13 protein-coding genes, 3 rRNA genes and 1 riboswitch are annotated in these 20,828 nt (G+C 47.5%); of the genes, 14 read left to right on the plus strand and 2 right to left on the minus strand.

Features of this window, described 5'->3' with window-relative positions; genetic code table 11:
• Positions 1-167 precede the first annotated feature (167 nt).
• The 4 genes from MHH92_RS03675 (at position 168) to rrf (ending at position 7,365) form a co-directional block, all read left to right on the plus strand.
• Positions 168-1,544, plus strand: coding sequence for an NCS2 family permease (locus tag MHH92_RS03675; RefSeq protein ID WP_340902006.1), 1,377 nt, complete (start codon positions 168-170; stop codon positions 1,542-1,544).
• Positions 1,545-2,315: 771 nt separating this feature from the next.
• Positions 2,316-3,868, plus strand: a 16S ribosomal RNA gene (locus MHH92_RS03680).
• 309 nt (positions 3,869-4,177) lie between these two features.
• Positions 4,178-7,105, plus strand: a 23S ribosomal RNA gene (locus tag MHH92_RS03685).
• 143 nt (positions 7,106-7,248) lie between these two features.
• A 5S ribosomal RNA gene (gene rrf, locus MHH92_RS03690) occupies positions 7,249-7,365 on the plus strand.
• Together the 16S, 23S and 5S rRNA genes form the textbook arrangement of a ribosomal RNA operon.
• Positions 7,366-7,548: 183 nt before the next feature.
• Here rrf and MHH92_RS03695 read toward each other — a convergent pair.
• Entirely contained in the window at positions 7,549-8,103 is a 555-nt protein-coding gene (locus MHH92_RS03695) for an NADPH-dependent FMN reductase (RefSeq protein ID WP_036668406.1), read from the minus strand.
• A 301-nt stretch (positions 8,104-8,404) separates the two neighbouring features.
• Between MHH92_RS03695 and MHH92_RS03700 the strand changes: the two genes are divergently transcribed.
• Complete coding sequence (locus MHH92_RS03700) at positions 8,405-9,412, plus strand: ketoacyl-ACP synthase III (RefSeq protein ID WP_340902009.1); 1,008 nt, start codon at positions 8,405-8,407, stop codon at positions 9,410-9,412.
• A 174-nt stretch (positions 9,413-9,586) separates the two neighbouring features.
• Here MHH92_RS03700 and MHH92_RS03705 read toward each other — a convergent pair whose 3' ends face one another.
• Positions 9,587-11,521, minus strand: a complete 1,935-nt coding sequence (locus MHH92_RS03705; protein ID WP_340902010.1) for an amidase family protein — start codon at positions 11,519-11,521, stop codon at positions 9,587-9,589.
• A gap of 371 nt (positions 11,522-11,892) precedes the next feature.
• On the opposite strand from MHH92_RS03705, the gene MHH92_RS03710 reads away from it, so the two are divergent.
• The 9 genes from MHH92_RS03710 (at position 11,893) to purS (ending at position 20,826) form a co-directional block, all read left to right on the plus strand.
• Complete coding sequence (locus tag MHH92_RS03710; protein ID WP_340902011.1) at positions 11,893-14,022, plus strand: DNA topoisomerase III; 2,130 nt, start codon at positions 11,893-11,895, stop codon at positions 14,020-14,022.
• Positions 14,023-14,187: 165 nt separating this feature from the next.
• Complete coding sequence (locus MHH92_RS03715) at positions 14,188-14,325, plus strand: hypothetical protein (RefSeq protein ID WP_017690703.1); 138 nt, start codon at positions 14,188-14,190, stop codon at positions 14,323-14,325.
• Positions 14,326-14,451: 126 nt separating this feature from the next.
• On the plus strand, positions 14,452-14,715 hold the full coding sequence (locus tag MHH92_RS03720; protein ID WP_017690702.1) for a DUF1294 domain-containing protein: 264 nt from the start codon (positions 14,452-14,454) through the stop codon (positions 14,713-14,715).
• A gap of 211 nt (positions 14,716-14,926) precedes the next feature.
• Entirely contained in the window at positions 14,927-15,361 is a 435-nt protein-coding gene (locus MHH92_RS03725) for a universal stress protein (protein WP_047840488.1), read from the plus strand.
• A 270-nt stretch (positions 15,362-15,631) separates the two neighbouring features.
• Positions 15,632-15,733: riboswitch (purine riboswitch) on the plus strand.
• 194 nt (positions 15,734-15,927) lie between these two features.
• A complete protein-coding gene (gene purE / locus MHH92_RS03730; protein WP_017690699.1) occupies positions 15,928-16,413 on the plus strand; it encodes a 5-(carboxyamino)imidazole ribonucleotide mutase in 486 nt (161 codons plus the stop codon).
• A complete protein-coding gene (gene purK / locus MHH92_RS03735; RefSeq protein ID WP_340902017.1) occupies positions 16,410-17,612 on the plus strand; it encodes a 5-(carboxyamino)imidazole ribonucleotide synthase in 1,203 nt (400 codons plus the stop codon). The genes purE and purK overlap by 4 nt, the downstream gene beginning before the upstream one ends.
• Complete coding sequence (gene purB / locus MHH92_RS03740; RefSeq protein WP_047840491.1) at positions 17,609-18,907, plus strand: adenylosuccinate lyase; 1,299 nt, start codon at positions 17,609-17,611, stop codon at positions 18,905-18,907. Before purK ends, purB begins: the two co-directional genes overlap by 4 nt.
• A gap of 236 nt (positions 18,908-19,143) precedes the next feature.
• Complete coding sequence (locus MHH92_RS03745; protein WP_076253839.1) at positions 19,144-20,016, plus strand: phosphoribosylaminoimidazolesuccinocarboxamide synthase; 873 nt, start codon at positions 19,144-19,146, stop codon at positions 20,014-20,016.
• Positions 20,017-20,580: 564 nt separating this feature from the next.
• Positions 20,581-20,826, plus strand: coding sequence for a phosphoribosylformylglycinamidine synthase subunit PurS (purS, locus tag MHH92_RS03750; protein ID WP_017690695.1), 246 nt, complete (start codon positions 20,581-20,583; stop codon positions 20,824-20,826).
• Positions 20,827-20,828: the final 2 nt, after the last annotated feature.

Here is a 20,828-nt window from a genome sequence, read left to right on the forward strand (position 1 = left end):
GAATTCTACATGATTGCGGGGACATCACGCACATTAGAATTTTTTTTGTTCTTAGTAAAGGCATCATGCCACTCCTTGTCAGCTGAACCCTGGGTGAAGAATCTTCATCAGGGTCATTTGTCGTTTTTCAATATGGCTTCAACATCTCTAAGGGGGAGTTAGTAATTATGGATCGTTTCTTTAAATTAAAAGAAAACGGAACAAACGTTAGAACGGAGATTGTTGCGGGTCTCACTACGTTTATGACAATGGCTTACATTCTTTTTGTAAATACGTTGTTCTTGGGACAAGCCGGTGCGGGGATGTCGGATAATGCAGTATTCTTTGCAACAGCCGTCGGCGCCGGATTAATGACTATTATTATGGGATTGTTCGTGAATATTCCGATCGCACTTGCACCAGGTATGGGGCTGAATGCGTACTTCATGACTGTCGTTCTAAGTTCGAATGGAGCGATTACTTGGCAAGTAGCTCTCGGAGCGGTATTCCTTTCCGGTATCGTGTTCATTATTTTGACCGTGACGAAGATTCGTCAAATGTTGCTGGTTGCAGTTCCGCAGTCAATCAAAATGGCCATTACGGTTGGTATCGGTCTTTTTATTACCATTATTGGTTTCAAACTTGCTAATCTCGTGGCTGTAACAGTTAATGTTGCACCAGACGCAGATCTGAGTCAGCCGATTCCAGGTAGTAGTTTTAATCTGTCATTGGGTAACTTTATAACACATCATGATGCATTGCTGGCCCTGATTGGTTTGCTCCTTATTGCTATTCTGATGGTTATGCGCGTCAAAGGCGCTCTGCTGATCGGGATCGTAGCAACAACGCTGATTGGTATTCCGATGGGCGTTACGAATCTGAGTGGTCTTTCAGGCGCAAGCTGGTTGCCTAACTTCAGTGATCTGGCGGTTGGACAGCTGGATTTGAAAGGTGCCATCAGTCTCGGATTGTTCGAGATCATCTTCATCTTTACCTTCGTTGAATTGTTCGACACGTTTGGTACGATGGTAGGTACTGCAACGCGTATGGGGATTATGAAGGATAAGAAAAAAGGCGAGAAAACGATCGGTAAAGCGATGCTCGTCGATGCAGTTGGTGTCAGCGCAGGTGCTGCACTAGGTACAAGTACCATTACGGCATACGTTGAAAGTGCTTCAGGTGTTGAGGCAGGTGGACGTACAGGACTGACTTCGGTAACGACAGGTTTGTTGTTCATTTTAGCCCTGTTTATCGCACCGCTTGCGCTGGTTGTTCCATCCGCTGCGACGGCTCCGGCATTGATCATCGTGGGTGTACTTATGATGAGTCAAGTGCGCAGCATTGAGTGGGATGATTTCCTGCAAGCTTTCCCTGCATTCCTTACCATTGTATTGATGCCTTTCACAGGTGGAATCGCAAACGGGATCTCCGCAGGTATCGTATCTTATGTGATTCTGGCGGTGTTCAGTAACTTGGTTACAGAGCGTAAAGTGAAAATTCACTGGCTTATGTGGATCTTGGCGCTCATTGTAGTTTGCCGATACGTATTTATTGGCGGGGAGTAAGCGTACATTAGGTTTAATGAAGAATACGGAGATAAGTTTGATACCTTATATATGAAAGAAGCGGAAGCCACGGGATTAGACCCGGAGCTTTCGCTTTTTTTTGTATTCTTTTCTTGAGCAAAATGAATTTCAAAAATGTTTTCCTTCTATATAGAAGGAATGAGTATAATGTTCTATGATCTGTTGGTTGTTTAACCGATGAAATCATCGGTTAATAGGTTCTATAACGCGATGAGTCTGTACTGTATACAACTTGATTTCTCTATAATTGGATTAGGAATCATATGAAAAACTTTTTTGGGTATGTGAGTTAATTACTTCGATCATTAAAGTTAATGCGCAGATGTATCATTTAGCTGGTTATAAGGAGATACTTGTTAAAAGGTCTACAGGGTACTCATTTCATAAGAATTTAATGTTTATCGAAAAAAGACTTGCGTTCCACAACTGTACATGGTATATTCTATTTCCGGCCAAAAAAACACGAGATACACGGTGCGGCAAGCGATTGAAATAAGCTTCGAAAGAAACTTAAAAAAAGAGCTTGCAAAGTTGGTTCGGACATGATATTATATAAGAGTTGCTGAAGAGAACAACATTCGGTAACGAAATAAGTTTGATCTTTGAAAACTGAACAATGAGTGAGTAAACATTCTGCTTGCAGAATGAACGCGAAAGTTTGAGACAAGCCTTGGTTTGAATCGACTGGAGCACAAATGAGATTTTTAATCTCGTCAGATTCAAAATGAGCTTATCGCTCTTTTCAATACTTTATTGGAGAGTTTGATCCTGGCTCAGGACGAACGCTGGCGGCATGCCTAATACATGCAAGTCGAGCGGAGTTGATAGGAAGCTTGCTTCCTTGATACTTAGCGGCGGACGGGTGAGTAACACGTAGGCAACCTGCCCTCAAGTTTGGGACAACTACCGGAAACGGTAGCTAATACCGAATAATTGTTTTCTTCGCCTGAAGGAAACTGGAAAGACGGAGCAATCTGTCACTTGGGGATGGGCCTGCGGCGCATTAGCTAGTTGGTGAGGTAACGGCTCACCAAGGCGACGATGCGTAGCCGACCTGAGAGGGTGATCGGCCACACTGGGACTGAGACACGGCCCAGACTCCTACGGGAGGCAGCAGTAGGGAATCTTCCGCAATGGGCGAAAGCCTGACGGAGCAATGCCGCGTGAGTGATGAAGGTTTTCGGATCGTAAAGCTCTGTTGCCAGGGAAGAACGCTTGGGAGAGTAACTGCTCTCAAGGTGACGGTACCTGAGAAGAAAGCCCCGGCTAACTACGTGCCAGCAGCCGCGGTAATACGTAGGGGGCAAGCGTTGTCCGGAATTATTGGGCGTAAAGCGCGCGCAGGCGGTCATTTAAGTCTGGTGTTTAATCCCGGGGCTCAACCCCGGATCGCACTGGAAACTGGGTGACTTGAGTGCAGAAGAGGAGAGTGGAATTCCACGTGTAGCGGTGAAATGCGTAGATATGTGGAGGAACACCAGTGGCGAAGGCGACTCTCTGGGCTGTAACTGACGCTGAGGCGCGAAAGCGTGGGGAGCAAACAGGATTAGATACCCTGGTAGTCCACGCCGTAAACGATGAGTGCTAGGTGTTAGGGGTTTCGATACCCTTGGTGCCGAAGTTAACACATTAAGCACTCCGCCTGGGGAGTACGGTCGCAAGACTGAAACTCAAAGGAATTGACGGGGACCCGCACAAGCAGTGGAGTATGTGGTTTAATTCGAAGCAACGCGAAGAACCTTACCAGGTCTTGACATCCCTCTGATCGATGCAGAGATGTATCTTTCCTTCGGGACAGAGGAGACAGGTGGTGCATGGTTGTCGTCAGCTCGTGTCGTGAGATGTTGGGTTAAGTCCCGCAACGAGCGCAACCCTTATATTTAGTTGCCAGCACTTCGGGTGGGCACTCTAGATAGACTGCCGGTGACAAACCGGAGGAAGGTGGGGATGACGTCAAATCATCATGCCCCTTATGACCTGGGCTACACACGTACTACAATGGCCGGTACAACGGGCTGCGAAATCGCGAGATGGAGCCAATCCCAACAAAGCCGGTCTCAGTTCGGATTGCAGGCTGCAACTCGCCTGCATGAAGTCGGAATTGCTAGTAATCGCGGATCAGCATGCCGCGGTGAATACGTTCCCGGGTCTTGTACACACCGCCCGTCACACCACGAGAGTTTATAACACCCGAAGTCGGTGGGGTAACCGCAAGGAGCCAGCCGCCGAAGGTGGGATAGATGATTGGGGTGAAGTCGTAACAAGGTAGCCGTATCGGAAGGTGCGGCTGGATCACCTCCTTTCTATGGAGAATCGTTTCCTGCAACGGAAACATTCAAATATGCAGCTTAGCTGCAAAACACTCACTCGTTGTTCGGTTTTGAGAGCTCAAACTCTCAAACAGCTTGCTTTTGCATGGAGCTTGTTCTTTGAAAACTAGATATCGAAACGAAACAAACGCGAATTAGAACATTCCTTTAAGCTGAACTTGTGCAAACAAGTCAAGTGTATAAAGGTAGTTAAATTGCTTTTGTGATGGTATCGGGTGAGAGCGACTTTTGGCTTTGCGCAAGCAAAACAAGGGAAGCGAGCGACCGAAACCGGAACAAAATGGTTAAGCTACTAAGAGCACACGGAGGATGCCTAGGCGCTAGGAGCCGATGAAGGACGTGGCGAACAACGAAACTGCCTCGGGGAGCTGTAAGCAAGCTTTGATCCGGGGGTGTCCGAATGGGGAAACCCAGCTGGGGTAATTTCCAGTTACTCACAACTGAATACATAGGTTGTGTAGAGGCATACCAGGGGAACTGAAACATCTAAGTACCCTGAGGAAGAGAAAACAATAGTGATTCCGTCAGTAGCGGCGAGCGAACGCGGAGAAGCCCAAACCAGAGAGCTTGCTCTTTGGGGTTGTGGGACGTCTCACATGGAGTTACAAAGGAACCGGTTAAGCGAAGAGGTCTGGAAAGGCCCGCCAAAGAAGGTAAAAGCCCTGTAGTTGAAAGTCTGTTCCCTCCGAGACGGATCCCGAGTAGTGCGGGGCACGTGAAACCCCGTATGAATCCGGCAGGACCATCTGCCAAGGCTAAATACTTCCTAGCGACCGATAGTGAAGCAGTACCGTGAGGGAAAGGTGAAAAGCACCCCGGAAGGGGAGTGAAATAGAACCTGAAACCGTGTGCTTACAAAAAGTCAGAGCCCGTTTTAGGGGTGATGGCGTGCCTTTTGTAGAATGAACCGGCGAGTTACGTTCCCGTGCAAGGTTAAGGTGAAGAGCCGGAGCCGCAGCGAAAGCGAGTCTGAATAGGGCGACTTAGTACGTGGACGTAGACCCGAAACCGGGTGATCTACCCCTGTCCAGGGTGAAGGTGCGGTAACACGCACTGGAGGCCCGAACCCACGCATGTTGAAAAATGCGGGGATGAGGTGGGGGTAGCGGAGAAATTCCAATCGAACTCGGAGATAGCTGGTTCTCCCCGAAATAGCTTTAGGGCTAGCCTCGGAAAACAGAGTCGTGGAGGTAGAGCACTGATTGGGTGCGGGGCCCGCAAGGGTTACCAAGCTCAGTCAAACTCCGAATGCCATAGACTTACTTCCGGGAGTCAGACAGTGAGTGCTAAGATCCATTGTCAAAAGGGAAACAGCCCAGACCATCAGCTAAGGTCCCCAAGTGTGTGTTAAGTGGGAAAGGATGTGGAGTTGCACAGACAACCAGGATGTTGGCTTAGAAGCAGCCATCATTGAAAGAGTGCGTAATAGCTCACTGGTCGAGTGACTCTGCGCCGAAAATGTAACGGGGCTAAACACACCACCGAAGCTATGGCTTGATGCTTTGCATCAGGGGTAGGGGAGCGTTGTATAAGGGTTGAAGGTGTACCGTAAGGAGCGCTGGACATTATACAAGTGAGAATGCCGGTATGAGTAACGAAAAGATCAGTGAGAATCTGATCCGCCGAAAGCCTAAGGGTTCCTGAGGAAGGCTCGTCCGCTCAGGGTAAGTCGGGACCTAAGGCGAGGCCGAAAGGCGTAGTCGAAGGACAACAGGTCGAAATTCCTGTACCACCGTAAGCCGTTATGAGCAATGGGGGGACGCAGTAGGGTAGTGACGCGGACTGATGGATGTCCGTCTAAGCAGTAAGGCTGATGTGTAGGCAAATCCGCACATTGTAAGGCTGAGCTGTGATGGGGAGCGAAAATTATAGTAGCGAAGGTCATGATCTCACACTGCCAAGAAAAGCCTCTAGCCAGGTGAAGGTGCCCGTACCGCAAACCGACACAGGTAGGCGAGAAGAGTATTCTAAGGCGCGCGGAAGAACTCTCGTTAAGGAACTCGGCAAAATGACCCCGTAACTTCGGGAGAAGGGGTGCCCCGGTAGTGTGAATAGCACGAGGGGGCCGCAGTGAAAAGGCCCAAGCGACTGTTTAGCAAAAACACAGGTCTGTGCGAAGCCGTAAGGCGAAGTATACGGGCTGACGCCTGCCCGGTGCTGGAAGGTTAAGGGGAGTGGTTAGGGAGCAATCCCGAAGCTGTGAACCGAAGCCCCAGTAAACGGCGGCCGTAACTATAACGGTCCTAAGGTAGCGAAATTCCTTGTCAGGTAAATTCTGACCCGCACGAATGGCGTAACGACTTGGGCGCTGTCTCAACGAGAGATCCGGTGAAATTTTAATACCTGTGAAGATGCAGGTTACCCGCGACAAGACGGAAAGACCCCATGGAGCTTTACTGCAGCTTGATATTGAATTTGGGTACGATCTGTACAGGATAGGTGGGAGCCTTTGAAGTGTGAGCGCCAGCTTGCATGGAGGCAACGTTGGGATACCACCCTGATCGTATCTAGGTTCTAACCTGGTACCGTAATCCGGTGCGGGGACAGTGTCAGGTGGGCAGTTTGACTGGGGCGGTCGCCTCCTAAAGAGTAACGGAGGCGCCCAAAGGTTCCCTCAGAATGGTTGGAAATCATTCGAAGAGTGCAAAGGCATAAGGGAGCTTGACTGCGAGACCTACAAGTCGAGCAGGGACGAAAGTCGGGCTTAGTGATCCGGTGGTACCGCATGGAAGGGCCATCGCTCAACGGATAAAAGCTACCCTGGGGATAACAGGCTTATCTCCCCCAAGAGTCCACATCGACGGGGAGGTTTGGCACCTCGATGTCGGCTCATCGCATCCTGGGGCTGAAGTAGGTCCCAAGGGTTGGGCTGTTCGCCCATTAAAGCGGTACGCGAGCTGGGTTCAGAACGTCGTGAGACAGTTCGGTCCCTATCTGTCGTGGGCGTAGGAAATTTGAGAGGAGCTGTCCTTAGTACGAGAGGACCGGGATGGACGTACCGCTGGTGTACCAGTTGTTCCGCCAGGAGCACCGCTGGGTAGCTATGTACGGACGGGATAAACGCTGAAAGCATCTAAGCGTGAAGCCCCCCTCAAGATGAGATTTCCCAGTATGTAAGACCCCTTGAAGACGACGAGGTAGATAGGCTGGGGGTGGAAGTGCAGCAATGCATGGAGCTGACCAGTACTAATCGGTCGAGGGCTTATCCAATAGCAAGTTGTAATTCGCATGTTTCGTTTCGAATCTAGTTTTCAGAGAACGATCTCTGAAATGAAAATTGGTACATCACAGAACGTGTGTATGATTTTCAGTTCCATATCTGATTTTAAGAAGCTATGCTTCGACAAATCGCGTTTGGTGGCGATGGCGGAGGGGTTCCACACGTACCCATCCCGAACACGACCGTTAAGCCCTCTAGCGCCGATGGTACTTGGACCGCAGGGTCCTGGGAGAGTAGGACGCCGCCAAGCAATCTAAAGACACACTTGATGATATCGAGTGTGTCTTTTTTATTTTAATCCTAAATACTTATATAAATTTTAACAGCCCTGGTAAATAACCAAGGCTGTTTACTATTTCAATTTTTATGAGAATGTTAAATAACTTTAAAAGGATCATTTCTTCTCTATCATCGATTTAAGTACAACATCTGTCTATACTTTCATTTGGTTGCAAGCCTCCCCAAGGATTGTAAGGGAGTTCTGCAATGCATGCTGGGTTTCTGAATCAATGATGACGCCTTGTTTGTTCATTTTCAATGTAATATGAGGAATGGTTAAACAGCCCTCCTGTAGAACTTGTGCATTAATCATGTTTAGTGTGAGCAATAAGGAAGCATGGGCTTTGTCACCTCCCATGGGGCTTGGGGAAGCAGCAATGACAATGGTGGGTTTATTGAGCCATTCTCCAGAAGATACAACCCAATCTAGTGCGTTTTTTAAGACCCCAGGAACGCCGTTTCCATACTCTGGCGTGCAGATAAGGACACCGTCCGAATGCTTAAGTTGGGCTCTCAAGTTCTGTACGGACACTGGACCCTCCTCGACATCGAGGTCAGGGTTAAAATGTGGCAGATCATTTAATCCATCATATACTTCAAACTTAAGGTTAGTGTGAGCCAGTTTAATCATGGCGTGCATTAGTAACGTATTGGAGGACTGATTGCGCAGACTTCCGGAAATGGCAAGGATATTTAATTCTTTTTTCATGGATATAGATCAACTCTATTCTTTAGTAATGTAGGGCAATTTGTTTATTTTCCTCCTGTTTGAATGAGCTGTCTATAAAAAACGCATATAATTAAGGCATTCTTCATGTTAGTCAGGGAATATCCACAATTCTTCATCGAAAATGCATGCCATCGTTTGTATTGCTCTGGGTAATAGAATGAAGAGATCACTTTAAAATAAACAACTAACGAAAGAATCATAATAAATATTTTATAAAATTAGTACCAAGTACTAAGACTTAGTGCTATAATGGTAAAAAACAAGTGAGGTGACTACCGGTATGAAGCATCAATCAAAGGCAACCATCACGGCAATGGGGACGTATGTACCGGATCGAATATTAACGAATGCTGATCTGGAGAAATTGGTCGAGACAAGTGACGAATGGATTGTACAGCGTACTGGTATGAGAGAACGGCGAATTGCAGCTGAAGATCAATTTGTATCTGACCTGGCTACGAAGGCTGTAGAAGATATGATACGTCGTTATGATGTAAGTGTAGAAGATGTGGATATGATCCTTGTGGCTACAAGTACACCTGAATATGCTTTCCCAAGTACGGCATCCAGAGTACAGGCTAATCTTAAGATCCCACACACGGGTGTACTGGATTTAAATGCTGCATGCGCAGGTTTTACCTACGGATTACAGCTAGCCGACAGTCTGGTGACCAGTGGAATGTACCGCAAAGTACTGGTAATTGGAGCAGAGACATTATCCAAAATTACGGATTACACAGACCGCACGACTTGTGTACTGTTTGGTGATGGAGCGGGGGCCTTCTTGGTGGAGAGATCATCGGGTGCTGAAGGTGACTTTATGGTAGCCATATCAGGTACACATGGAGAAGGCGGTGTACATCTCTATAAGAGTGGTCTGTCTTCGGAGATGAATGGTGTGCCTTTACAGGGCGAAGGTTGTTTAGTTCAGAATGGGCGAGAGATTTATAAGTGGGCTGTACGGACGATTCCAGAGCAATTGGGTAAACTTATAACGAAAGCTGAATTAAGCCCTGACCAGATTGACTGGTTTGTCCCGCATAGTGCCAACATGAGAATGATTGAAGCTGTTTGCGAACGTGGTCCGGTTCCTTTGGAACGTACTTTAACCAGTGTCGAGTATCGGGGGAACACATCTGCTGCTTCCATTCCGCTTGCTTTACAGCTTGCAGTGGATGAAGGGAAATTGAAAGAAGGACAGAACGTAGCTCTCTTTGGCTTTGGCGGTGGTCTGACGTACGCAGGTCTGGTGCTGAAATGGGGCGTGCCAGACAACGTTCAGGAATGAGTAACATCCGACGGTATGCAACACAAAAATAAATAGAGAACCTAAAAGAGACCACCCAAACTTCATGCTGTCATGAAGAAGGTGGTCTCTTTAGTGGGTTAACTCGTTTCAAAAAAGTGATATGATTGCATCTATTTTTTGTGTTAACCGGAATTGCTTAATCCCATAAATATTTTACGGCGTAAGCTTAGGCGCTTGGCGGTGATGAGTTCCTTGTTCGTAGCTGTAAGCCAGCTTGATCAAGGTTCCTTCATCAAAGGCACGACCAAGGAATTCCATGCCTACTGGCAAACCATCAGTTGTGAAACCAGCAGGGACCGTAATCGCCGGGAAGCCGGAGAAAGGACTCAATCGGTTGTTACCACCGGAGTTTTGTCCTTCGCCAATAACACCAGCGGCTTGTGTGGACGTAGGATAGATGATGGCATCCAGGTTGTTGTCTGCCATAACTTTCAGCAGGGACTCACGTGTAACTTGGGTGCGTTTCAGGACGATGTCCTTGTATTCGGTAGTCTCCAACGTTTGGCGTGCATCCCGAGTCTTCATGGATTGCTCCTGAGATTTGTCGAACTCTCCGGAAGCGATGATCTCGGACAGACTGTGATATGGAGCGTCTGCACCCAATGAGTCCAGATAGTCATTCAGTTGGAACTTGAACTCATATCCGCTGAGACTTGGGTATTTGTTGATCTCAGTCAAGTTCGGGATGGAAATGGGAACTGCGGTAGCTCCCAATGACTTCATTTCTTCCACAGCGGTGTTGATCACGTCGGCAACGGCTTTTTCTTCAGCTTTGGTACTTGGGATGAGTTCTGTGGCCACACCGATGCGTGCACCTTTCAGTCCGTTTACATCCAAGAAGTCTGTATAGCTGGAAGGGATTTTTCCAACCGCGTAAGCTGTAGCGACATCTTTTTTATCATATCCGGCTGTAGCATCCAACATGATTGCAGCGTCACTAACCGTACGAGCCATAGGTCCACCAACATCCTGTGTCAGAGCCAATGGGATAATGCCTTCACGACTGGACAGTCCGATGGTTGGACGGATACCCACAAGGCTGTTGAAGCTGGATGGGATACGGATCGAACCGCCAGTGTCTGTACCCATACCGGCTGCGGCAAAGTTAGATGCAATGGCTGCACCTGTTCCACCGCTTGAGCCACCTGGATAATGGTCCAGGGCGTAAGGGTTCAGTGTTTGTCCACCCAATGAGCTGGATGTCGTTATGCCAAATGCGAATTCATGCAGGTTTGTTTTGCCCAAAATAATGGCGCCAGCTGCTTTGAGTTTCTTCACTTGTTCAGCATCATGAGCAGGGACGGAATCTTTCAGACAGATACAGCCTGCGGTTGTAGGCATGTCATTGGTATCGAAATTGTCTTTTACCAAAACCGGAACGCCATGCAGAGGCCCGCGGGCACCTTGTGCTGCACGTTCTTCATCCAATTGCTCCGCAATTTGGAGTGCATCCGGGTTCAGGGTTAATACGGCGTTGATGCTTACACCTTGATCATCGTATTTTTCAATGCGGTCCAGATATTTTTGAACCAGTTCTTTTGATGTCAGTTTTCCTTGCGTCATTGCAGTCTGGAGATCCATGATGGTTGCTTCCTCCAGGACAAACGGTTTTATGTAGTTATAAATGCGGTCTTTCAGTATGGAGAGGTCATTCTCGGTAAGTACAGCGTTTGGAAGGAAGAGGGAATCGGTATAACCTTTCATTAGCCCAGCAGTATTCAATGCACCAACAGCACCTGCGAAAGTGGCTTCATCCGGGACATCTTTGAATGATACGGTAGTCGAATCCAGCTTGAGCCATTGTTGCAAGGCGACCGCAGCATCTTTACGTTGTACGGTTGTGCCAGAGAGCTTGTCCATGGTAAAAGGAACACCTGCAAGTGTAGCCGCTTCTTCCATAGCCTGAACAAATGCTACCGGAGTTGCTGGCGCTTTTCCTTTGGATACAGCTGCTACTGTTGTTTTACTCGTAGGCGTTGCCGTTGCAGCTGATGCCGAAGGTACCGTTCCTCCCCATGTTGTGGCAACAACAGCACCTGCCAGTAACAAAGCCCCACTTTTTTTCAATACAGATCCATGATAAGTCATGCATCCACGCTCCCTTCCTGTGTCTCATTGATGTGTGTAGCAGCGATTCTGTTTCTATGCTTTTGACACATTGTATAGTTATGTCAGGTAATCTTACAAGGTTTATATTTATCCAAAAAAACGTATACATCAATACTTTACAGTGTTAATACTTATTCATACTGCTGTTTACATGTACTCAGAAAAACTATTACACACTTCGATGTTAATAAATATGACATGTAATCGATATATTGATTAAACATGAGGTTACAGGATGCGAGTAGGTTAGGAAGTAGAGATGACAGAGCATAGCTTTAGTGTGAAATGATATAATGAAAAGATAGGGATAAAAGAGACATAACGTTCTACCAGAGAGGAAGAGATATGAAGTGAAGACATTGGTACTCGCAGAAAAACCATCTGTAGCTCGCGAAATAGCCAGAGTTATGGGTGCGCGTGATAAACATAAAAGTTATATGGAGGGCCCGAAATATATCGTTACCTGGGCGCTTGGACATCTGGTGGGATTAGCTGAACCCGAGGATTACGACAAAAAGTATGCCACATGGAATCTGGAGGACCTGCCTATTCTGCCAGAGCGTACGAAACTGAAGGTACTTAAAGAGACCAACCATCAATATAAAGCCGTGCAGCAGCTGATGAAGCGTCAGGATGTGGGTGAGCTTGTCATTGCGACGGATGCAGCACGTGAGGGAGAATTGCTGGCTCGTTGGATCATGCAGATGGCAGGGTGGAAAAAACCTTTTAAACGCCTGTGGATTTCATCCCAGACAGATAAGGCGATCAAAGACGGATTTGCTTCGCTGAAACCAGGTAGTCAGTTCGACCGTCTTTATGAATCTGCACGCTGCCGGGCGGAAGCCGACTGGATGATCGGACTTAACGTGACCCGTGCATTAACCGTTCGTTTCAATGCCCAGTTGTCTGCTGGACGTGTACAAACTCCGACCTTGGGCATGATTATGGACAGGGAAAATGAAATTAACGGTTTCCGCTCGCAGGAGTATGAGACGTTAACGGCAGATTTGGGAGGTTTTCAGGCTGTGTGGCGGGCAGCTGGGGGAGATTCACGAATTTTCGACCCTCAAGAAACGCAGGAATTGAAGAAACGGGTAGACGGGCGCAAGGGCACGATTGCCCAGGTGAAGAAAAGCGAGAAAGTTGAGCCGCATCCACTGGCATATGACCTGACGGAGCTGCAAAGGGATGCCAACCGGAAATATGGTTTCTCTGCAAAGCAAACATCAAATGTCCTGCAACGTCTGTACGAACAGCACAAGCTCGTAACGTACCCACGTACGGACAGCCGGTACCTGACTTCGGACATGACAGCTACATTGAAAGAACGGCTGGATAGTGTAGCCATTGGACCTTATGCGTCTTTGGCACGTCCTTTGTTGCGCAAAAATCTGAATATCACCAAACGTATTGTGGATGACAGCAAAGTTACGGATCACCATGCGATTATCCCAACGGAGCAGACGGTGCTTTTGAATCAATTGAATCCAGAGGAACGCAAACTGTACGATCTGATCGTACGTCGTTTTATCAGCCTATTCTATCCGGCAGCGAAGTACGATTCGGTTGCGATCACGGTTCAGGTGGGGAATGACTCCTTCCATGTTAAAGGTACAACGGTGAAAGAAAGTGGATGGCGTGAAGTATACGGCGGCGATTACAGCGATGATGACGATGACCGTACTGATGATGCAGCAGACCATGAGCGTGCGCTTATGCCAGATGTGCAGCAAGGGCAGTCCGTGACGGTTCAGCGTTGCCATATTAAAAGTGGACGGACGATGCCGCCCAAACGGTATACCGAAGCTGCTTTGCTTTCCCAGATGGAAAAGCATGGACTCGGCACTCCAGCTACACGTGCGGATATTATCGAGAAGCTGGTCAGTTCCGATACAATAGATCGTCAAGGCAACAGCATGCATCCAACCGGTAAAGGGAAACAGTTGATTGAACTGGCTGCCCCGCAGCTTCGTTCACCGGATCTGACTGCCCGCTGGGAAGCTGAACTGGAACGCATCGCTCGTGGGCAAGGGAAACCGGGGCCGTTTCTGGATAGTATCCGATCCATGGCAAAAGAGTTGGTGTCTACGGTAAAAGGCAGCAAAGCAGAGTACAAGCCGCATAATGTGTCCAATAGCCATTGTCCGGACTGTAATGCACGTTTGCTGGAGAAGAAGGGCAAGCGCGGCAAGTTTCTTGTATGTCCTACCGAGGACTGCGGGTATCGTCGTTCGGCAGAAAAGAGACTCTCCAATCGTCGTTGTGCGCAGTGCCACAAAAAGATGGAAATCAAAGAAGGTAAGGCGGGGTTATACGTACAATGTCTACCTTGTGGTATTACAGAAACGTTGGATAAGGACAAACAGCATGTGAACAAACGCGATCAGCAAAAGCTGGTGAAACAATATGCGAAGCAGGAGTCCATTGGGTCTAACCTTGGAGATCTGCTGAAGGCGGCTATGGAGAAAAAGGGAGAGTAACACGCTTGAGGGTAGTTGAAGTCGTATCTCGTGCGATACGAGCCATGCGAATGATGTACTCATTTACTCCAAAGGGACTGATTATAACTTTTCTCTACTCATCTATGTGAAGTCGTATAAGATCCTCCGTTTTCAGGCAACGTAAGCCAAGGAGGTGATACCTACATGCCGCATAACAAACCAGAGAAAATTCATAACCAGCAAAACAAAGACAGTATTCGGGAAGAGAGTATCGCTGTGCGCCCGGACAAAGCAGCCAAAAGAGCACCAAGCCTGAACGGTATTCCAAAGCAGGAGTCCTAGGTTAGAGCGAGGTTAGCGTTATTACACAAAATTGCGGTTCCCTATCCGGTGCGTTGAACATGTCTCTGATGAGGACTATAATGGAGACAGGGAGATGTCCCGGGACAGGGGGATCGCTAGAATTATATGCAAACCGGACTTATATTGTGGTTTTTATTTATTAATGTAGTTGGTTATCTGGTGATGTCGGATGATAAGAGGCGTGCACAACAGCGTCGTGACCGTACACCCGAACGGACGTTATTCTTATTAGCATTTATAGGCGGTGCTTTGGGAGTCTGGATCGCGATGTATCGGAAAAGGCATAAGACTAAACATCCCAGCTTCACCATTGGCATTCCGTTGTTGTTGTTCTTAAATGCGGTAATCTATGGTTACTTTATTCAATGAACACATGGAACAAATGCGTAACCATTCAAACAAGACTTACGCTGAAGTGAAAGGTGTATCATTAATTCGTCTGATATGTAAATTCATTCGTATAAATGGTTCATTGTGGTTCCGGAACGTTTAAGGAGTTATATGGTTCTGTTAGTTTATTACATGTCAGACCGAAGCTTGCTTCGCGTGCTCTACATATAAAGGAAGGGACGGGATTCACATGTTATTTTCCAAAATATTAGTGGCTTATGATGGTTCCAAAGCTTCAAATAAAGCACTTGATCGTGCCATTGAGCTAGCTAAAGTGTCCCCAAATGCAGTACTGGATGTCATTCATGCTTTTGATTTCCCACGTGTATTTATTGGTGAGGGACTGGCTCCATTGCCACCTTCACTTAATAATGACTATTACAATCTGGCCGTGCAGACGACGGATGAAGCGAAAGAACGAATTCAGGCTGCGGGTGTAACGGCCAATGTGGACCTGATTCAAGGAGCAGCTGCGGAAGTATTGCTTGATTTTGCCAAAGAAAATGATTCTGATATCATTATTATTGGTAGCCGCGGACTGGGTGGTATTCGGGAATTTGTCCTGGGTAGTGTCAGTCACAATGTGGTTCAGCATGCGCAGGTTCCAGTACTGATCGTAAAATAATGGATGAAGTGTGTACGCACTGAAAAGCAGGAAGCCGGTTGTCTTCGAGAGATTGAAGAGGAGCCGGCTTTCTTTTATGGGATGAAATGGTTGGTTAAACGAATTTAAAGAAGCAATTCCCGAACATTATATTTGTCAATATGTTAAATGTTCGTCTTTAAGTTGACATTAGCTGTAGGGGATTGTTAGAATGTTAGATGTGTCGATCAGGTAAGAATAAGGTCGAGTAGGAACGAAATGTGTAATAAGAGATTACTAAAATGAACGAAGATAGTTTGATAGATATTTGCTCGTATAACGCCGGGAATAGGGCCCGGAAGTATCTACCCGGGAACCGTAAATTTCCGGACTACGAGGAGATACGGCTGAGAGTCGCATGCAACCAGATGCGGACAGCAAGCCCCCTTTTGGCATGCCCAAATGAGGGATACGTATTTCTTGGAGTCCGGTGTCCGGAGAAAATGTGATGTTTTCGCGGGTAGCGGATTTTTTCATTTCACACGTAATAAGAGTTCCTTAATAGTCAGATGTAATCAAAAAAGCGCAGACGGGAGTTGGATGTATTCATGTCACTGCAAGTCGCTGTAATTATGGGCAGCAAGTCGGATTGGGAAACGATGAAACATGCGTGCGAGGTGCTGGACGAGCTGGAGATTGGGTATGAGAAAAAGGTGGTCTCCGCCCATCGTACACCGGATCTGATGTTTGAATACGCAGAGCAAGCAATTGATCGAGGATTCAAGGTGATCATTGCAGGGGCAGGCGGGGCAGCACATCTACCTGGTATGGTTGCCGCCAAAACGATGCTTCCAGTCATTGGCGTACCGGTTCAATCCAAAGCATTGAACGGTCTCGATTCCTTGTTGTCCATTGTTCAGATGCCTGGTGGTATTCCCGTCGCAACTGTGGCGATTGGCAAGGCAGGGGCAACGAATGCAGGATTGCTGGCAGCTCAAATGATCGGTGCTTTTGACCCGGATGTCCAACGTCGCTCTGAAGCTCGCCGAGAGCGCATCAAACAAGAAGTACTCGAAAGTAGTGAAGAACTATGAATAGAGCAGGGAACCAATCCGGTATAGCAGGAGAGCTAAAAAAAGTCCTGCTGCCCGGGAAAACAACCATCGGCATTCTTGGAGGCGGACAGCTCGGACGGATGATGACGCTCGAAGGAACGGCAATGGGTTATCGATTCGTTACTCTTGATCCCGCTGCGGATGCACCTTGTGGTCAAGTTGCTCGTCAGATTGAAGCTGGTTATGACGATGCCAAAGCTGCACTTGAACTGGCTCGGCAATGCGATGTCATTACGTATGAGTTTGAAAATGTAGATGCAGAAGTGGCTGGGCTGATTGAACGTGAGTCTTACGTTCCGCAAGGAAGTGCGTTACTGTACACCACACAACATCGGTTGCGTGAAAAACGTGCGATCGAAGCCGCCGGAGTGAGAGTCGCGCCTTATCGGGAAATCACAAGTGCGGATACGATGCTTGCTGCTGTTAGCGAACTTGGAGTGCCCTGTGTACTGAAGACGGTGACTGGAGGCTACGATGGCAAAGGTCAACGGGTCATCCGGGAAGCAAGTCAGGCTGTTGCGGCATACGAAGAACTTGCAGCTACTGGTTCGGAACTGGTGTTGGAACAATTCATTAAGTTTGAATGCGAAATATCGGTCGTTGTAGCGCGTAGTACAAATGGGGAGATCAAGACGTTCCCGCCAGCGGAGAACATTCATGTGAATAACATTTTGCATGCTTCAATTGTACCGGCTAGAGTTGCCACAGACATCCAGATTGAAGCGCAAAAGCTGGCAGCAGCGGTGGCAGAATCGATGAAGGCTGTTGGGTTGCTGGCTGTGGAACTGTTTGTAGCGGCGGATGGAAGACTGTACGTCAACGAACTGGCACCAAGACCACATAATTCTGGTCACTATACGATGGAAGCTTGTGCGACTTCTCAGTTCGAACAACATATCCGTGCGATCTGCGGATTACCACTTGGGGACACTTCGTTATTGAGTCCGGTTGTTATGGTCAATGTGCTTGGAGAGCATCTGGAAGGCATTATCGCAAGAACAGGGCAGCCTGATGCGGAAGCGATAGAACTCGGTGTGATTCCCAAGCTTCATATATATGGTAAAACCGAAGCGAAAACAGGACGTAAGATGGGGCATGTGAATCTGCTCTGTCAGGATGTTGAAGAAGGATTGCAATGGATTGAACAAACTAACCTCTGGAGGAATACAAATTCATGATTGAACGTTATAGCAGACCCGAAATGAGAGCCATCTGGACCGAAGAGAACAAATTCCAATCGTGGCTTGAAGTTGAAATTTGTGCATGTGAGGCGTGGGCCGAACTGGGTGTAATCCCTAAGGAAGAAGCAGCATTGCTTCGTCAGAACGCATCTTTTGACATCGACCGCATCTATGAGATTGAACAGGAAACACGTCATGACGTTATCGCATTTACACGTACGGTATCTGAAAGTCTGGGTGCGGAGCGGAAATGGGTGCACTACGGACTGACTTCCACAGATGTCGTGGATACGGCTCTGGGTTATGTACTGCGTCAAGCGAATGAGATTCTGGAAAAGGATATCGTGAATTTCATTGAAATTCTTCGTGAAAAAGCATTGGCTTATCAGCACACACCAATGATGGGACGTACGCACGGTGTGCATGCGGAGCCAACGACATTTGGACTGAAAATGGCATTGTGGCATGAAGAGATGAAACGGAACCTGGAGCGTTTCCGCCATGCAGCAGACAATGTACAATACGGCAAAATCTCAGGCGCAGTAGGAACGTACGCGAACATCGATCCGTTTGTTGAAGAGTTTGTCTGCGAAAAGTTGGGCACGAAACCTGCGCCAATCTCGACTCAAACATTGCAACGTGATCGTCACGCGGAGTATATGGCTACACTGGCGTTGATCGCAACGTCCCTGGACAAGTTTGCTACAGAGGTACGTGCGCTACAGAAGAGTGAGTTCCGTGAAGTGGAAGAAGCTTTTGCTAAAGGTCAAAAAGGATCTTCTGCGATGCCACACAAACGTAACCCGATCGGTAGTGAAAACATCTCCGGTCTTTCCCGCGTCATTCGCGGACATATGGTATCGGCATACGAGAACGTAACGCTCTGGCATGAACGCGACATCTCACATTCTTCCGTAGAACGTATCATTCTGCCGGATGCAACGATGCTGCTGAACTACATGCTGAATCGTTTTGGTAACATCGTGAAGAACCTGACTGTTTTCCCTGAAAACATGAAACGTAACATGGAGCGCACCTACGGGGTACCATTCTCCGGTCGTATCATGACAAAGCTGATCGATAAAGGTTTCAGCCGCGAGCAAGCGTACGATACCGTTCAACCACGTGCGATGCAAGCATGGGAAGAACAACGCCAGTTCCAGGATATCGTGAAATCCACACCGGAAATCACGGAAGTGCTGAACGAAGAAGAAATCGCAGATGCTTTCAACCCGTCATGGCACCTGAAGCATGTAGACACCATCTTCAAAAAGCTCGGCTTGAACGACTAATATATAAGTCCCATAAGGCTATAGCGCAGAATGATGGTTCAGCAGGGAACGCAGAGGACAGAAATAAGCTGAAGAAGCAAAGCGTTCGCCTTTATCCCCGGATTTTCACTTTGCAAAAGTGGAATCAAAAAATCTGGGGATAACAGCGATCGAAAGGTTGTTCTACATTCGTAGTGGCCCCGCGTGATGAGGGGAATTGGACGTATACTTTACATCTCCTGAAAGAAGGTGAGCCCATGGCACTGTCCACTGCGGCAGATCTCGTTAAAGCACCTCTGTTATATAAAGGAAAAGTACGTGAATTGTACGATCTGGGTGAACATTTTCTAATCGTGGTTACCGACCGAATCTCGGCATTTGATTACGTGCTGGACCCGGCAGTTCCCGAGAAAGGAAACGTACTGAACAAACTAAGCAGCTTCTGGTTTGAACTGACAGGTGACATGATGGAGAACCACGTCGTTCATACCGATGTGAATCAACTGGGTGACCTTATCACAGACCCTGAATTGCTCAAAGACCGCATCATGGTAACACGCAAAGCTGAACGCATTGATATTGAGTGTGTCGTGCGTGGATACATCACTGGTGGGGGATGGAGACAATACGAGACGAGTGGTGAAGTGAATGGCATTAAACTGCCTGATGGACTTCGCAAAAACGCCAAGCTCGAAGTTCCCATTTTCACACCGGCAGCCAAAAACGATGTTGGTCACGATGAGGACATCCCAATGGATCGCATGAAAGAACTGGTGGGAGACGCACTCGCAGTTGAGCTTCAGGAAAAAAGCCTACGACTGTACGAATTTGCCCGTGATTACTGTGATCAGCGTGGCATCATCCTCGCAGACTGCAAATTCGAGTTCGGCATCGTGGATGGCAAGGTCATCTTGATTGACGAAATCTTCACCCCAGATGCTTCACGCTTCTGGGCCAAAGAGAATTATGAACTCGACATCGAGATCGACAGCATGGATAAAGAGCCAGTGCGCACCTATCTCGCCGGAACCGATTGGGACAAGAACAGCAAACCTGATCCACTTCCACAAGAGGTAGTTGAAGCAACAACCGCAAGATACGTCGATATTTATAATCGTTTAACGAAATAATAACGTTTGAGCGAGAGCTATGGGAAAGTTTGGCTTTCGATCGCTGTTACCCCCGGAATGTTTTGATTGGAAACCTTTTTTCAAAAGGAAACATTCCGGTTGCAAAGGCGAGCACTTCGTTTCTCTAGCTCAAATCTTTCCCTCCGCCAGTGACAAACTGGTGGGTGAGGCAATTAAGAGCGGTGGCTTCCCACAGGTAGGGGAAGCCTGAAAAATTAAGAGAATTAAATTCACTAATTACTAAAGTAACTTAAAGACCATTCACCATTCACTGTTTTGAAGGAATGGTCAGTCTAGACCATTACACACCGTGCAACGTAAAAGGTTTAGGCCTTTAAAAAACGTCGCATGGACTAGCGGAGGGGCGGAATTGTTCTTAAAGGAGCGATAGCGTTCGCCTTTGTCCCCGGGTTTTGACCGCAGAGCGGGCCAAAACAATCCAAAAAACCTGGGGACAACAAGCGACCGGAAAGAACAATCCGCCCCGGAGCAAGCACCAAAAGTAACTTTTTTAACAGCGTAAAGCATTTATCCCGTTCATTACTGAGGAGGAACATAAGGATCATGATCAAAGCAACCGTATATGTCACTATTAAGCAAAGCGTACTCGACCCGCAAGGCGTAGCTGTTCAAGGAGCCCTGCATTCAATGGGATTCAACGAAGTGGAAAGTGTACGGATCGGTAAAGTCATGGAACTGAACCTGGATACAACAGATCGTGCGGAAGCGGAGAAACGATTGAAAGTCATGTGTGAAAAGCTGCTGGCCAACACCGTTGTTGAAGATTACCGCTACGAATTGGAGGGTTAATC

It is taken from the genome of Paenibacillus sp. FSL M7-1414, from assembly GCF_038003195.1.
GTDB classification, from domain to species: domain Bacteria; phylum Bacillota; class Bacilli; order Paenibacillales; family Paenibacillaceae; genus Paenibacillus; species Paenibacillus amylolyticus.